The sequence below is a fragment of the Candidatus Nomurabacteria bacterium genome (assembly GCA_023898465.1).
Classification (GTDB): domain Bacteria; phylum Patescibacteriota; class Patescibacteriia; order HK-STAS-PATE-3; family HK-STAS-PATE-3; genus HK-STAS-PATE-3.
The window spans coordinates 721170-735574 of the sequence record CP060223.1 but is presented as its reverse complement, the minus strand read 5'-3'; the positions used below and the strand labels follow the sequence as shown (position 1 = coordinate 735574).

Below are 14405 nucleotides of genomic sequence, written 5' to 3'. Positions count from 1 at the left end.
GCGCGTCCAGGGTCAGTTCGGATAGAAGGGAATGGTTCGTGGCTGAAGGTCACGGATCACTTCACTCCGGAATCGAAATCCGATCCTCAAATCGGTCCTGTTGATCTCTCGAGCCTCTCGGTTCGGGAGAAGCTCGACCTCGGCGTCAACTACGCTCCATGGGTAGGTGGCGCACAGAGACAGACGACCTACACTTCTCGCGGATGTACGCCCAAGGACGGGTTGAATCCGCGCAGGACGAGGAGGTCGGACGCTGGTCTGCACCGCGGCCTTTTCGGAGGCCAGAGACCGAAGACCTACCACTGTTGATCTTTCTTTGGAGAGCAAGCAGTTTCGACTGACTTGCTCTCCTCCTCTCACTTCTTCTTTTGAGGAGGCGTGAGAGGAGGAATAGTTTGTACAAACCCTAGAGGCTGAGTACCCGAGGAGGTCTGCATGCCAAAGTCCACTGTCGATGTTTTTGACTTCGATCCTGATCAGGTCGCAGAGGAGCGGGGTTATAAGCTCTGCATCGCGACGACCTACACAGATCGAAGGAGTTTCACACGACGGGTTGTTAAGCCCGTAGGGAAAGGGCCTGACTTCGGCCGACGCCCTCTCTTCGTGCCTCACTACCTCTAGCAACACACAGGGTAACGCCTAGTCGTTACCCTCTCCCCAGGCCGCCAGGAGCCGACTGTATTCCTTGAAGCGCATTGAACTCTCTCCTCATGTGTTTCTGAGACGCAGTCAGTTGTTCCGGCGGTCCGGGGAGGGTGGGGTTTTCAAGGCTAATAAAACCCTAGACAGCTTAATAAGTTACTGATATACTCTCATCCGTATTTCCTAGATTTTGTTGTCTATTTGATGGGCTCGTGGTGTAGCCCGGTTAACACGTCTCCCTGTCACGGAGAAGATCGCCGGTTCGAATCCGGTCGGGCCCGCCAAATGGACAACAAGACAGGCCAGTGTAGACTGGTTGTTTTTAGATTGACCATTTTTCGGTCTACGAGTACGATATTGGGGTGTTTGACGGAACCAATGTCCATATTGTTGCAGCATTTGTCGGAGGCCTAGTAGCCTTTTTTGCGCCCTGTGTTTTTCCCTTAATCCCGGCCTACTTAAGTTATTTCGGCGGAGTGGCAATAAATGCCCCAGCAGAGCAGTTAGCCAGAGTTCGCTGGCAGGTTTTTCGTCATAGCCTCTTTTTTGTAGCTGGGTTTGTGCTTATCTTTGTTTTACTTGGCTTAGGTGCGAGCTCGATCGGTAGCATGTTTTTACGTCATCGGGATCTTATTGCCCAGATTGCCGGTGTGTTCTTCTTCCTCTTTGGACTTTTTCTCCTTGGTGCTTTCCGGGCGCCTTGGCTTTATCGAGAAGCAAAGTTTGATTTGCATAAGTACTTTACCAAGTCGCATGGCGTGAATGCGTTTTTAATCGGCCTAAGTTTTGGCTTTGCTTGGACGCCCTGTATTGGTCCGGTGTTAGCGACGATTCTCTTCTTAGCCAGTCAGTCTGAGAGTATGTGGTCAGGTGGTTTCTTACTTCTCGTGTTTGCGCTAGGTATTGCGACACCTTTCCTCTTACTGAGCCTGGCTATTGATCATCTCGCGAATTGGATACGTCGTTTCCAACGAGCAGCGTATTATGTGCAGCGAGTGGCTGGAGCACTTTTACTCCTCATAGGATTTCTTATGGTCATTGGTCAGTTGGGAGTTTTGTCGGACTGGCTTTTACGCGTGAGCTCTTTCAATCCGCCGCTCTAAGATGAAATCGTCTTCCTCCCTAGCCCATCTCGTTTCATTATGGATACCTGTACTTCTTTGGGCGGGCCTCATTTTCGGACTCTCCTCAATTGCAGGATTGCGAAGTAGTTTCCCTAGTAACATAGATTTTATTTTACGTAAGTTTGCGCATGCCACGGAGTTTGGCATTTTGTCGGCTTTGCTTTATCGAGCGCTTAGCCAGCAGGGAAATCACTTAAGCCCCCGACGTCTATTCTTAGCCTTTTTACTCGCTGCACTCTATGCGGCCAGCGATGAGTGGCATCAGGGTTTTGTGCAAGATCGAGTGCCGGCTTGGCACGACGTTGGTATAGACGCAATTGGTGCATTCATTGGAGCAGATGTGCTTCGACATTGGTATGCGCATAAAGCAAAACAGTCCCGCTAGGGGACTGTTTCTTTTTTTTCGTAAGGTAACGTCTTAGGCCTGTTTCACTACTTCAGCAAAGACTGCTGGTTCATGTTCGGCTAGCTCAGCCAATACTTTTCGATTGAGGTTGATGTTACCCTTCTTCAGCTTATCAATCAGTTCATGGTAGGTAACGCCCTGTTCTCGTGAAGCAGCATTGATCTTGATGTTCCAGAGGCTGCGGAAATCACGCTTTTTCTTGCGTCGATCTCGGTAGGCGTGAGCACCAGCTTTCAGTACTGCAGTTCGGGCTAGCTTAGGATGACTTTTACGTCCCCAGCGAAAGCCCTTGGCTCGACTGAGTAAATTCTTACGTCGTTTGATGTGTGATGTACCGCGCTTAACTCGCATGTGTTTCGTGCATTAGTGATAGGGTAGGACGTTGCGGATTTTCCGTACGTCGGCTTTAGCTGCTGAGCTGTCTCGTCGCTTCCGCATGGTGGTACGACTTGATTCTCGTGCATTGAAATGATCCTGGCCGGTTTTGCGGCGTTGGATTTTACCTTTTTTCGTAAAGGTGAAACGCTTGGCAGTTGCTTTGTGGGTCTTGAGCTTAGGCATACTTATTTTTTACGGACTACGAGGAAAAATTTTCCTCCTTGGCGGGTAATATCTTGATCAATGGTGACGGATTCACCGAGCGTGCTCACAAAATTACGGAGCTTTTCTTCAGCGAGATGCTTCATGGCCTTTTCTCGACCACGCAGTAGCATTTCTAATTTCACTTTGTGACCCTGCTCGAGGAACTTCTGGGCTTGCTTCTGGCGAACATCCAGATCATGTTCACCGATTTTGAAAGAGATGCGAATTCCTTTGACTTCAGACTTCTTTTGTTTGGCTTTGGCTTTTCGTTCTTGGCGTTCCTGTTGATATTGATAGGCGCCGTAGTCGAGTAGGCGACAGACCGGCGGTTGAGCTTGTGGTGCAACCTCAACAAGGTCGAGGCCCCGTTCTTCTGCCATGCGTAAGGCATCTGAAGTTGGAACAACCCCCACCTGTGTATTTTGTTCGTCAATCAAGCGAACTTCAGGAATCCGAATAAAGTGATTGATGCGAAGCCTTTTCTGAATTGCCGGAGTGGTTAATGAATAAATGTTTGAATGCATATCTCGGATGGCCGTGCCAACCGAAGCTGCGTTACCGCATACTTGTTGATGTACATTCATTTGTCCACCTTCGCATAAAGCTTCGGCGGACAACCTTCGCTCAATACAGCGAAGGTTGGTGGAGATGGCGGGTATCACGCCCGCGTCTCATCGTACAATCGTGTACATTCTACAAGCCTAGTTCGCTTTAATGCTTCAGAAACAAATGTATGAAACGAACGAAATCATTTATTTCCTAGTCTCAATAGTTCGGAACAAACCCGAGACAAGGTAGGTTCCTATCCTGATAAGTGTAGCACCCATGCGAACAACTCAGGACATCGTAAGCATAGATGGTTATCGGTTTTTACGCGACAACTGGCGCAAGTTGGAGTGACTGCATTGCGTTAGCAATGGAGTTCTTTACCTTGCTGGCAAATGAATTGACACTTGCTTTTTCCAGGGCCTGTTACGGGAGACCTGGGTGACCGGCTTGCCTGCACAGATTGTGAACGATCGATCGATTATTGGGCATCCCCCCGGTCAGTTGGAAACACGCTCCAGTCGACTGGGTGAAGGCTCAAAGTTTAGTGATGGACTGATTGGCGGATGCGCCGCTCAATATCACGTTTTTTAATGCTTTCCCGCTTGTCTGCCTTTTTTTTGCCTTTAGCAATAGCGACTTCAACCTTTATCAAGCCTCCTTTAGTATAAAAGGAAATAGGCAGTACTGTCAAGCCTTTTGCGCTGGCAGCACCCACTAATCGGCTGAGTTCGCTCTGACGGAGTAAGAGGTGGCGATCTCGGGTCGGGGTATAGCCTTGCTGGGTAGCTTGCGCCGGCTTATAAGGGGAGATATAGCAGCCAATGAGCCAAGCGCCATCAGGCCGGATAGTGATGTAGCTTCCTTTCAAGCTGATGTTGCCTTGCTTGGCCGCCTTTACCTCTGGGCCAGACAATGCAATACCAGCCTCGAATTTCTCTTGAATTTCGAAGCTGAAGCCCACAGATTTGTTGACGGCGAGTGTTGGCATAGCGAGGTCAGTATAGCCATGAGTCGGCAAAAATGAAAAGAGGGATTGACGATAACGACAAGAGAATGAAAAATAGAGTCTAGCTTGTTCTTTCATTTGATGTCGATAGCAAGGAGGGTAGATGTCTGGAAAAGTGGTGAGCATCCGCTCATTGCTCTGGCGACGTCGCATGAGACGATGTCAGCCCTTTGCTTGGGCGTACCTTGGTAGTCTCGCGCTGATGATGTGGTTGGTGATGCTTGGAATGCTACTTGATCTCCTCACCGGGAAGAAGCAAAGCTTCGCTGAAGTTGCTCAGGGCTTGATAGAGTGGAAAACAGTTTGCTGTTTCTATCTCTTTCTTCCTTGCTGGATAGCGCTTTGGATCTTGCTTTGGCTTGATGAGGGGGCCGTGAAGACTCTACGGCGCTATGCAATCTATGCACACCCACTCCATGTGCTCTGCTATTGGGGGCCGTGGTTGGTGACTGAGCGTCTGAGCTACTTTCTCTTTGGTCCTTACTTGCAGTGGACCTGGCGAGTGGATCAGTGGCGTAGTGATTTCAAACGACGGCTTTCTGCCTAAGCAGTGAGCCGTCTTTTCCTTTAGGGCTTGACAGGACCATTTACTCAGTTAGACTAGGCAGCAATGAACAATCTTCAACAGCACAACCATTATTTCTGGTTTAGCAAAGCTGGCCTCGCGGCACAGTTGCTGTTGACGTGTAAGTAGTTTTTTACTCAAGTAACGTTCATCACAGCTGACCCGCGAGGGTCGGTGTTTTTGTATGTCTCAACACGTTATCGTTTTTGATTTCAATCGTACTTTGTACGATCCCGCGCAAGGCGCCTTGGTGCCTGGTGCCCTTGAAGTACTTGCAAGACTACAGCGTCGCTATACTTTAGCGCTTTTCAGTCGAGCTATCCCGACTCGGACTGAGCTTATTCGTTCACTGGGTTTGGCTTCCTTTTTCTCAGAAATAGTTGTTTCGCGGAGGAAGAGTCAACGCGAGCTTCAGCGCATCGTGAAAGGGTGTGCCATAGGAAATAGTTTCGTGATTGGTGATCGGGTGCGCAAAGAAATCGCGCTAGGAAATCGTCTCGGTCTGCAGACAGTGTGGGTGCGACAAGGAAAGTTCGCCTCTGAACTTCCTCGTAGTGCCGAAGAACAACCCACCTTCACTGTCTCTAGGTTGCAGGACATACTCGAAATTCTGCCCTAGGTGTTCATTCACAATTCGCTACGAAGCAAAGGAGGAGAAGATGTCTCCATCGTATCAAGAGGTGCTGGAGGTAGTAGAAGCTTCTGGTATCTGGACGAACGGGTCTCGTCGGCAGCATGGTTTCGTGTTGTCGCCCAGTGTGCTGGAGTTGACTGCTCAACAGGCCGAAGATCTGCGAGCCTTGGCGCCGGCTCTGTATGACTGTATGTCTGGGATCGGGCGCATGGTCGCGACATCGGCACAACCCAAGTTGGTGCATGGTAAAACTTGGGGGATGTTGAAGCGTGTGTCACAGACCGGGGTGCCGCCGGCCTATCACGAGATTCAACTGCGCGAGCCTGGTCGAGTACCAGCAGTGTGCAAGGTGGATTTCATGGAAGATCCGAGTGGGCGACTCTGGATAGCTGAGATCGATGGTCACAACAAACATGGACTCGGCTACTCAACCTTGGCAGCCCGTACACGACGTCTTTCACAGAATGGCCACGCGAGTTTCCCGGGCGCGGCAGTCAAAGTGGCTGAAGCAATCCGGGCGAAGGGCACGAACCAGGCCATCTTACTCTATGCAGACCAAGAGCGTTTCTATCGGCCGGAGTTCCTCATCCTGCAGGATGAATTGAAGGGACTTGGTATCGATCTTCAGCTCATGAGCGAGTTGGATGCTGTCTGTACGGGCGACACATCGCACTTGCTCGATGCTTTGTCGCTGGCACCCTTACTCGATTTTCCCTTCATGTACAAAAACCAAGCGCTCAATCAGGTTTTGTGTGAAGGGTATGAGTGTGGACGCCTCGACTTCCTTTTCCCACCAAAGCCCTTCCTGGGCTCAAAGGCGGTCATGGCCATCTTGCGGAATGATGAAGCTGATCCTCAGCTTGAGGCAATGTTGCATGCTTTCATTTCCTCGGAAGCGCTCCAGTGCATCCGCGCTTTCATCCCGCCGACCTACTTGGTCGACAAAAGCAAGCGACCGGAGTATTGGCAGGCCTTGTGTGCTGATGGGAATTTCGTGCTGAAGGAGTCAATTTCCAGCGGCATGAAAGGAACCATCTTCAGCAGTGATGCGCGTTTCTCGGCAGCTTTGGCAAAGGCGGTCAAGGCGCGGGGTCGGGCGGTGTTGCAGCGAGAAGTGCAGAATCGTGCACGGCGCTTTGAGTACTTCACTGACACGGGTGCTTGCCAGAGTGCTGAGTGGTTCACCCGGGTGACAGTGCATTTTGCTGGTCGTGAAGTTGCCGACATTGTGGTGACGGCTCGGCAGGATCGCAGCGTGCATGGTGCGACCGATTGTCTGCAGCTTGGTGCAGTGATTACTTCGTAGCAAAGAGAAGGAGGAGACCAATGGTTTTGCGGCCCTAGGTCTTCCTGCTTCCCCAAGGCCAGACTAGCATTTGCTCGTCCGGCGTCAACTACAAGCAGCTTTCGTGTATGCGAGAGCTGCTTTTTCTTTTCCCACATCTTCCACCGAGCGACTTTTCTCTATATACTAGAAACACTATGTTATTACTGAGTGATCAGATACGGAAGCGCCTGGTCAAGAATATTTTGACTGTTTGGCCCGAATTAGAAGGCGATTTGCCCGAGGTGCTGATTGAGCCGCCAGCAGATGCACGACACGGCGATTTTTCCAGCAACATTGCAATGCAATTGGCTGCTCGCTTAAAAATGGCACCAGTTGATATTGCACAGAAGATTATTGCTCCGGGTATTCCACTTGCCTCAGTGGGCAAGCTTGATGTGGTGCCGCCGGGCTTCATTAATATCTACCTGAAGACAGACTGGCTCCGGAAGCAAGCGAAGCGCATTCTCCTTAGCGGCAATCACTATGGACACCTCGAAGTGGGACAAGGTGAGCGCGTGCATTTGGAGTTTATTTCAGCTAACCCGACTGGTCCGCTGCATTTAGGAAACGGCCGTGGAGGTTTTACAGGCGACACCTTGGGAAATGTGTTGGAGATGGCCGGCTATCGTGTGTATCGAGAGTACTATGTAAATGACATTGGGAAGCAGGTTGATACTTTAGCTGAATCAATCATTCGCCGTTACTTCCAGGAGCAGGGTATCCCGGTCCCGTATCCTGACACCTGCTACCAGGGTGAGTATGTGAAGGAATTAGCCAAGACGCTGGATTTTTCTGGCGTGCAGATTCAGTACATTGACCGAGCAAAGAAAAAACTACGCGGTCAGGCTTTGCGCGCCATGATGAAGCAGATTAAGCAGACACTGAGTAAAGTGATGCGCATTGATTTTGATAATTTCTTTTTTGAGTCAGAATTGCACACAAAGAAATTAACTGACCGGGTCCTACGCATGCTGGAAGCGCGCGAACTGCTGTATGAAAAAGATGGCGCGCTGTGGATGCGCACCACAGCTTTTGGCGATGATAAAGATAGAGCAATTAAGAAGAGTGATGGCGAAAAAACTTACTTCCTGTCTGACCTGGCCTATCTCTTTGATAAGTTTGCGGTACGACGTTACCCGCGCGCCATACTCCTCCTGGGTGCTGATCATCATGGGTATGTAGGACGCATGCAAGCAGCGATGCGGGCCTTGGGTTGGGAAGGGCGTCTGACTATTCACATTTTCCAGCTCGTTCGCCTAATGGAAGATGGTAAAGAGGTGCGCATGTCCAAGCGCAGTGGCACCTTTGTCACCATTGATGAATTGATTAAGGATGTGGGCATTGATGCGGCGCGCTTCTTCTTCCTCATGTCAGGCATGAATACGCATATGGATTTTGATTTGAATCTGGCCCGCGAGCAGTCCGACAAGAACCCCGTGTACTATGTGCAGTATGCGCATGCTCGCATTGCCAGCATTTTGCGTAAGGCTGATCCGCTGGTCAAAAAAGGGAAGACCACCAAGGCTGCCTTACAAGAGCCAAGCGCCGATGAATTAGTAAAGCAGTTACTCCGTTTCCCCGAGCTGGTGGCGCAGGTAGCACGTCGCTCCAGCGTGCATGAGTTGCCGCAATACGCCATGTCTTTAGCTACGGCTTTTCACAATTTTTATACCAAAGTGCGCGTGATTGATAACGAGCAGGTTTCTTTGCCAGCGTATGAACTTTGCCAGGCGTCCAAGCTTGTGCTACAAAAGACATTAGCACTTATGGGAATTCACGCACCAGAGAAAATGGAACGAACAGAGGAGCAGGCATCATGAGAACGGAGGACCCGCATTTATGCGCATCGGAATTGACTGCCGCACAATCCTTAACCCAAGCGTTGGCGAGGGTGCCGGGGTAGGCCACTACACCTATTTTTTGATTAAGAACTTGCTGCAGCAGGACAAGCGGAACGAGTATGTCCTGTTTTTTGACTCCAGCATGAAGGATTTACGTCCTTTCCGGCGCGACAATGCGACCCCAAAGTATTTTCCATTTTCCGAGCGTCGTCGCTATTTGCCTTTTGCGTATTCACATGTTTTAACTGCTCGGGCAATGCAAACGGAGCGCCTAGATCTTTTTCACGCACCGGCTAATATTATTCCACTCGGGTATACCGGCCCAGCTGTAGTGACTATTCACGACTTAGCGATTTACAAAAACCCCTCGTGGTTTCCGCGGCAAATTTTTTCTACCAAGCTGCTGGTTCCCAAATCACTGACTCGAGCTGAGCGAATTATTGCGGTATCAGAGAGCACGGCTGAGGATCTCCGTGAGCTCTTTAAAGTCCCAAGTGAAAAGATCAGTGTCATTTATGAAGGAGTTGATGTCCGACCTAATCCGGGGGAGCCACAACCTGATCCGCGTGAACGTTTCAATCTGCCTGACGACTACCTCTGCTTTGTCGGTACCCTAGAGCCACGAAAAAATTTGCCGCGTCTCATTCGTGCCTATGCACAAGCCCTTCGCCAAGATGTGCGCTTCCATAACATTCCACTTGTCTTAGCTGGGAAAAAGGGTTGGCAGTCGGCCGAGGTGTTTGCCGCGCTCGAGCAAGAGGGAATTCAGGACAATGTGCATTACCTTGGCTACATTAGTAAGAATGAAAAACTGGAGCTCATTCGTCACGCGCGAGCCTTTGTGTTTCCTTCACTCTATGAAGGTTTTGGTTTGCCAGTCATCGAGGCCATGGCGTTGGGGACTCCAGTTTTGACCAGCGATATTTCCTCGCTTCCAGAAATCACCGGCGGGGCAGCCTATCTGGTTGATCCCGAGGAAGTGAATGCAATCGCCAATGGCTTAGCTCGACTCGCCTTTGACGATAATCTGCGCCAGCGTTTAAGTCAGCAAGGTTTAGAGCAAGCGCGACGTTTCAGTTGGGATAAAGTAGCTCTGCGAACAATTGCAGTGTACGAAAAAATTCGCCGAGCGCAATAAAGAGAAAGACCCCTCAGAGTTGAGGAGTCTTTAGGTGCTTCCTATATCCTTCGCGGGATTGGAAGCTCGTTGATCTCGTAGTACCAGCGGCACTTCGCTTGTGTGGCGATTTGACTTGCTGTCTCCGCATCGATGATCCCCGCGTTCTTCATTCCGGTGAGGAGGACAGTCAGCCCACCCTCGGGATAGAAGTTCTTGCCGATGCAGCCGATGATCATGCTGGTGCCAGCGATGCGCACTGCAGCGGCCACGGTGTAGGCATCGATGCGGTCGTCAACCGCTTCGATTGCGAAACCTTTACTGCGACGCCTTGCCAGGACGGCGCACAGAGTATTGAGGTGCGTAGTCATGTTCGGCGAGATGGGACCACGGGGTGGCCAGGCATGAGCGTACACTACGGTGCCATCTATGGACAGTCCAAGAAGGCATGCTTCAGGCTTAGGTCCGCTGCTATCACGATCCTCAGCATAGATGTGAATACTCGCGATAGCCTTGTGCAGCTCCGGAGTAAGTTGCCGCCAAAGACCAGCGCTTCCTTCAGATTTCATCCGGTACTCCTTGGTTTCTTCAGGCGCGGTTTGTAGGAAGGTGCAAAAAGTGTGGTCGCAGTATAGCGCTTGTAGTGCAGGTGTCAATTTATTACATATACGAAGTCCGTCGAGGATAAAGAAAGACTCCCCAGGGCATGAGGAGTCTTGTTGGGAGGATTTGTGCTAGTCACGAGCGCGCAAGACCATGTAGGTAAGGTTGCCGTCGACTTCGAGCTTGGTCAGTTCGTCAGCGCTGATCAAGCCGCTGCGAGCCAGCGCCAGGTAGAGAATGGCCAGCGCGTGTTCAAGAATCAGATGCTCGCCTACGATACCGAGGATGTGGCCAGCCGGAGTGATGCGGAGAGCTGCGGCACCGATTTTGCCTTCGGGGTCGCCGTCCCACATGTTGGTAGCCCACTTCCTGTCTGGGTCGGACTTCAAAGCGTCCCGACAAGGCGGAAGGGTCATGCCGACCCGAAGATCGATTTGGCGCCGCCCTGGAAACGTGGTGATCTGAGGCTGGTCTTGACCACGGTGTACGAACAGAACGTGGATGATGCCTGGGTGTTGCGGCAGACCGAGTTGGTAGACTCGCTCCAAGACAGACTGGACTGCGCCTGAGAGGTGGGGGTAGAACTTGATCCAGAAGTGAGGATCATCTGGGGATTCTGAATGGGGATGAGGTGCATCTGTCACGAGTTCGCTTCCTTTCTACTCGAGAGCCTTAGGATGGAAGGTGCGAAAATGAACAAGGCAATGTATGTCAATTTGGGCTTTTTGTCAATGCTTAGGCCTTGCGAAGCCGGCCTGAATCTTCTATAGTAGGCGTACTGAATTGAATTCCTGACATGCAATCCTTTCCCGAACGCGAACAAGCAGTCCTCGAACGCTGGGCCAAAGACAAAGTGTTTGAGAAAACCTTAGAGCGGACAAAAGACGGTCCGCGTTTTGTGTTTTACGAAGGCCCGCCCACAGCGAATGGCCGACCTGGCATTCATCACATTCTGGCCCGTGCTTTTAAAGATATTATCCCGCGTTTCAAAACCATGCAGGGTTTTTACGTGGAACGGAAAGCTGGTTGGGATACACACGGTCTGCCAGTGGAGCTGCTGGTAGAAAAAGACTTAGGCCTGAAAAGCAAAAAAGACATTGAGGCCTATGGAATTGCCAAGTTCAATGAAGCCTGCCGTAAAAGCGTATGGAAATACCAAGAGGAGTGGGAGAGACTGACGCAACGAATTGGTTTTTGGTTAGACCTGGAACATCCCTACGTTACCTATGATCCAAAGTATGTCGAGTCACTTTGGTGGATTATTCAGCAGATGTGGGAAAAAGAATTACTCTACACTGGTCATAAAGTTGTGCCGCACTGTCCGCGCTGTGGAACTGCGTTGTCGTCGCATGAAGTTGCGCAAGGCTATGAGACAGTGAAAGACACATCGGTGTATATGAAGCTTGAGTTAGTAGATGAGCCAGGAACTTTTGTGTTGGCTTGGACCACCACACCGTGGACGCTGCCTGGTAACTTAGCGTTGGCAGTTGGTGCAGATATTGACTACGTAAAAGTAAAAGTACAAGACGAGCATTACATCTTAGCCAAAAACCGCGTAGAGATTTTTGATGAGCAACCTGAAGTGGTGGAAACCATGAAAGGGTCTGACTTAGTTGGGAAAGCATATAAGCCCTTATTCTCAATTAAGACCTTTACTGAGAGTGACAAGGCCTATCATATATATGAGGCAAACTTCGTTACCACCGAAGATGGAACTGGCGTGGTCCACACCGCAGTCATGTACGGAGAAGATGACTATAACCTGGGCACAGAAATCGGACTGCCCAAGCATCATACGGTTACCACGGACGGACATTTCACTGACGAGGTGCCGGACTTAGCTGGTCTCTATGTCAAAGCTAAAGAAACCGAGGACAAGATTCTCGAGCATCTCCAATCAAACAATCAGCTGTTGCAGCAAGAGCAATACGAACACGAGTATCCGCACTGCTGGCGTTGTCATAACCCTTTGCTCTATTACGCGAAGTCATCCTGGTTTGTACGGATGTCCAGCTTACGCGAAGAACTGAAAAAGAATAACGAGAGTATTAATTGGGTGCCGGGGCATATTAAGGAAGGCCGAATGGGCGAGTGGCTTAATGAAGTAAAGGACTGGGCTTTTTCTCGCGAACGTTATTGGGGCACACCGTTGCCGATTTGGGAATCGGAAGATGGTGATCGGATCTGCATTGGTTCATTTGCTGAACTGCGCGAGCTCGCTAAAGACCCGAAGCAAGTTGGTGATGATTTTGATCCGCATCGGCCTTTTGTTGACGATGTGGTGCTAGTGAAAGACGGGAAAGAATATCGCCGGGTGCAAGATGTTTGCGATGTATGGTTTGACTCAGGCTCGATGCCTTTTGCCCAATGGTATTATCCGCACACTGATGACGGGAAAAAACGCATTGACGAAGGCGTAAGCTATCCGGCTGATTACATTTCCGAAGCCATAGATCAAACTCGCGGTTGGTTTTATACCCTCTTAGCTGTGGCCACGGTTTTAGGCAAAGAAGCGCCGTATAAGAACGTGATTTGCTTGAGTCATATTCTTGATGCCAAAGGCCGGAAAATGTCCAAGCACATTGGGAACGTGGTTGATCCGTGGGAAGTGATTGATGAGTTTGGCGCGGACGTGCTCCGTTTCCAATTCTTTAGCATGAACCAACCCGGAGACTATAAACTGTATGACAAGAAGGGGACGGATGAAGTGTCGAAAAAAGTCTTTCGTATTTTCGCAAATGTCGTGTCCTTTTATTCGCTGCATACTGACAAGCGGCCTGAACCGTCTGCGTCGCCTCAGCATGTGCTGGACCGTTGGGTGATGGCTAACTTGGAGCAAGTGACTGGGAAAGTGACTGCTTCACTGGAAGCCTATGATATCACTACAGCCAGTCGGGCCATCGCGGATTTTATTACTGAGCTGTCTACGTGGTATGTGCGTCGGAGCCGGGATCGCTTCCGAGAAGATGGTCCGGATAAAGAAGCTGCTCGGGCGATGTTGTACACTGTACTCGAGCGAGTCTGTGTTTTACTGGCGCCCTTCTCGCCTATGTTAGCTGACGCGTTTTATAGTGACATTGATGGGCCGGAGGAAAGCGTGCACTTGGTAAGTTGGCCTGAGACAAAGTCAGACATTGACGAGGCAGTTTTGAAATCCATGCAGCAAGTTCGTGCGATTGTAGAGACGGCTCACGCGCTTCGGGCTGAAGCCGGAGTAAAGGTTCGTCAGCCTTTGGGTCAAGTTGTGGTCAAAGGTGAGCAACTGCAACCCGAGTTTACTGAGCTGATTCAAGATGAGGTGAATGTCCGCGAAGTGCTTTACAAATCCTCTTTACCGAGTGACGACGACTGGAAGCAAAAGGATAATAATGGTTTGCAGGTGGCGCTGGACACCACGATCACAGACGAGCTCCGGGAAGCTGGTTGGGTGCGCGAACTGGCCCGACAAATAAATGACGAGCGGAAGAAGATGGGTCTGGACCGCACTGACAAAATCAGCGTGCAGTATCACACTGAGGATGGGACTGTGCGAGGTTTATTTGATCGTTACGCTGATGAGTTAAAGTCTGCTGTGCTGGCTGAGAAACTGGAGGCAGTTGATCAGCTAGAGAATGGGAAAGAAGTGAAGTTGGATGAGCAAGGAGTAAATGTGCTTGTATTAAAGGTGTAGCCTTTGAATACAATGCAGCAAGGCTCAATGCCTTGGCTGCGAGGCCTAGAAAGACAATACGTAGCCCAAGCCTTGAGCTTGGGCGGTGTTTTGATAAAGAAAGACGGCCACACGTGTAGTGCAGCCGTCGGTTTGAGGAAAGTGCGAGGTCTAGCGGGTGAAGAGGCCCTTGAGTGCCGTGCGCAGATGCGTCGGCGGTCGTTCCCCAGGCTCGCCGTCAACGACGTAGCCACGGGGAAGGCCGAGAATGTCTCGACCGACTTCGAGCAGTTGCTCGCCAACGAAGTGCAGCTTCTTCTGCATGGAGTCCTCCTATGATAGGGGAAGGAACGTTTCAGG

Annotated in this window: 15 protein-coding genes, 1 tRNA gene and 1 other RNA gene; 9 read left to right on the top strand and 8 right to left on the bottom strand. The window is 50.5% G+C overall.

Features of this window, described 5'->3' with window-relative positions; all coding sequences use genetic code 11:
• Positions 1 to 848: 848 nt before the first annotated feature.
• From H6760_03655 to H6760_03645, 3 genes are all read left to right on the top strand, one after another.
• Positions 849 to 926, top strand: a tRNA-Asp gene (locus tag H6760_03655).
• Positions 927 to 1004: 78 nt separating this feature from the next.
• Positions 1005 to 1745, top strand: coding sequence for a sulfite exporter TauE/SafE family protein (locus tag H6760_03650; GenBank protein USN53244.1), 741 nt, complete (start codon positions 1005 to 1007; stop codon positions 1743 to 1745).
• A gap of 1 nt (position 1746) precedes the next feature.
• On the top strand, positions 1747 to 2151 hold the full coding sequence (locus tag H6760_03645; GenBank protein USN53243.1) for a VanZ family protein: 405 nt from the start codon (positions 1747 to 1749) through the stop codon (positions 2149 to 2151).
• 33 nt (positions 2152 to 2184) lie between these two features.
• Here the strand turns inward: H6760_03645 and rplT are convergent, their stop codons facing one another.
• From rplT to smpB, 5 genes are all read right to left on the bottom strand, one after another.
• Positions 2185 to 2523, bottom strand: a complete 339-nt coding sequence (rplT, locus tag H6760_03640) for a 50S ribosomal protein L20 (protein USN53242.1) — start codon at positions 2521 to 2523, stop codon at positions 2185 to 2187.
• Positions 2524 to 2535: 12 nt separating this feature from the next.
• A complete protein-coding gene (gene rpmI / locus H6760_03635; GenBank protein ID USN53241.1) occupies positions 2536 to 2733 on the bottom strand; it encodes a 50S ribosomal protein L35 in 198 nt (65 codons plus the stop codon).
• A 2-nt stretch (positions 2734 to 2735) separates the two neighbouring features.
• A complete protein-coding gene (locus H6760_03630; GenBank protein USN54061.1) occupies positions 2736 to 3278 on the bottom strand; it encodes a translation initiation factor IF-3 in 543 nt (180 codons plus the stop codon).
• A gap of 116 nt (positions 3279 to 3394) precedes the next feature.
• Positions 3395 to 3796, bottom strand: a transfer-messenger RNA (tmRNA) gene (ssrA, locus tag H6760_03625).
• A 48-nt stretch (positions 3797 to 3844) separates the two neighbouring features.
• Positions 3845 to 4291, bottom strand: a complete 447-nt coding sequence (smpB, locus tag H6760_03620) for an SsrA-binding protein SmpB (protein USN53240.1) — start codon at positions 4289 to 4291, stop codon at positions 3845 to 3847.
• Between the two features lie 121 nt (positions 4292 to 4412).
• On the opposite strand from smpB, the gene H6760_03615 reads away from it, so the two are divergent.
• From H6760_03615 to H6760_03595, 5 genes are all read left to right on the top strand, one after another.
• A complete protein-coding gene (locus H6760_03615; protein USN53239.1) occupies positions 4413 to 4856 on the top strand; it encodes a hypothetical protein in 444 nt (147 codons plus the stop codon).
• A gap of 202 nt (positions 4857 to 5058) precedes the next feature.
• Positions 5059 to 5493: an HAD family hydrolase gene (locus H6760_03610; GenBank protein USN53238.1), complete on the top strand. Its 435-nt coding sequence runs from the start codon at positions 5059 to 5061 to the stop codon at positions 5491 to 5493.
• A gap of 40 nt (positions 5494 to 5533) precedes the next feature.
• Positions 5534 to 6814, top strand: coding sequence for a hypothetical protein (locus H6760_03605; protein ID USN53237.1), 1281 nt, complete (start codon positions 5534 to 5536; stop codon positions 6812 to 6814).
• Positions 6815 to 6990: 176 nt separating this feature from the next.
• Entirely contained in the window at positions 6991 to 8655 is a 1665-nt protein-coding gene (locus H6760_03600) for an arginine--tRNA ligase (protein USN53236.1), read from the top strand.
• 19 nt (positions 8656 to 8674) lie between these two features.
• Positions 8675 to 9814, top strand: a complete 1140-nt coding sequence (locus H6760_03595; protein USN53235.1) for a glycosyltransferase family 4 protein — start codon at positions 8675 to 8677, stop codon at positions 9812 to 9814.
• Between the two features lie 41 nt (positions 9815 to 9855).
• Here the strand turns inward: H6760_03595 and H6760_03590 are convergent, their stop codons facing one another.
• Together H6760_03590 and H6760_03585 are read right to left on the bottom strand one after the other, a co-directional pair.
• Positions 9856 to 10362, bottom strand: coding sequence for a hypothetical protein (locus H6760_03590; protein USN53234.1), 507 nt, complete (start codon positions 10360 to 10362; stop codon positions 9856 to 9858).
• Between the two features lie 165 nt (positions 10363 to 10527).
• A complete protein-coding gene (locus tag H6760_03585) occupies positions 10528 to 10749 on the bottom strand; it encodes a hypothetical protein (GenBank protein USN53233.1) in 222 nt (73 codons plus the stop codon).
• 443 nt (positions 10750 to 11192) lie between these two features.
• Here H6760_03585 and H6760_03580 point away from each other — a divergent pair, with 443 nt between their 5' ends.
• The gene (locus tag H6760_03580; protein USN53232.1) at positions 11193 to 14066 is read left to right on the top strand and encodes an isoleucine--tRNA ligase; all 2874 of its coding nucleotides are present in this window, start codon (positions 11193 to 11195) and stop codon (positions 14064 to 14066) included.
• Between the two features lie 150 nt (positions 14067 to 14216).
• On the opposite strand, the gene H6760_03575 is transcribed toward H6760_03580, so the two are convergent.
• Positions 14217 to 14369 (bottom strand): hypothetical protein, encoded by a 153-nt coding sequence (locus H6760_03575; protein USN53231.1) that lies wholly within the window; start codon positions 14367 to 14369, stop codon positions 14217 to 14219.
• Positions 14370 to 14405: the final 36 nt, after the last annotated feature.

Bases quoted from the DNA above. Each gene is read 5' to 3' on its own strand.
- H6760_03645 (USN53243.1), top strand. From the start codon at position 1,747: ATGAAATCGTCTTCCTCCCTAGCCCATCTCGTTTCATTATGGATACCT.
- rplT (USN53242.1), bottom strand. From the start codon at position 2,523: ATGCGAGTTAAGCGCGGTACATCACACATCAAACGACGTAAGAATTTA.
- rpmI (USN53241.1), bottom strand. From the start codon at position 2,733: ATGCCTAAGCTCAAGACCCACAAAGCAACTGCCAAGCGTTTCACCTTT.
- H6760_03630 (USN54061.1), bottom strand. From the start codon at position 3,278: ATGCATTCAAACATTTATTCATTAACCACTCCGGCAATTCAGAAAAGG.
- smpB (USN53240.1), bottom strand. From the start codon at position 4,291: ATGCCAACACTCGCCGTCAACAAATCTGTGGGCTTCAGCTTCGAAATT.
- H6760_03615 (USN53239.1), top strand. From the start codon at position 4,413: ATGTCTGGAAAAGTGGTGAGCATCCGCTCATTGCTCTGGCGACGTCGC.
- H6760_03610 (USN53238.1), top strand. From the start codon at position 5,059: ATGTCTCAACACGTTATCGTTTTTGATTTCAATCGTACTTTGTACGAT.
- H6760_03605 (USN53237.1), top strand. From the start codon at position 5,534: ATGTCTCCATCGTATCAAGAGGTGCTGGAGGTAGTAGAAGCTTCTGGT.
- H6760_03600 (USN53236.1), top strand. From the start codon at position 6,991: ATGTTATTACTGAGTGATCAGATACGGAAGCGCCTGGTCAAGAATATT.
- H6760_03595 (USN53235.1), top strand. From the start codon at position 8,675: ATGCGCATCGGAATTGACTGCCGCACAATCCTTAACCCAAGCGTTGGC.
- H6760_03590 (USN53234.1), bottom strand. From the start codon at position 10,362: ATGAAATCTGAAGGAAGCGCTGGTCTTTGGCGGCAACTTACTCCGGAG.
- H6760_03585 (USN53233.1), bottom strand. From the start codon at position 10,749: ATGTGGGACGGCGACCCCGAAGGCAAAATCGGTGCCGCAGCTCTCCGC.
- H6760_03580 (USN53232.1), top strand. From the start codon at position 11,193: ATGCAATCCTTTCCCGAACGCGAACAAGCAGTCCTCGAACGCTGGGCC.
- H6760_03575 (USN53231.1), bottom strand. From the start codon at position 14,369: ATGCAGAAGAAGCTGCACTTCGTTGGCGAGCAACTGCTCGAAGTCGGT.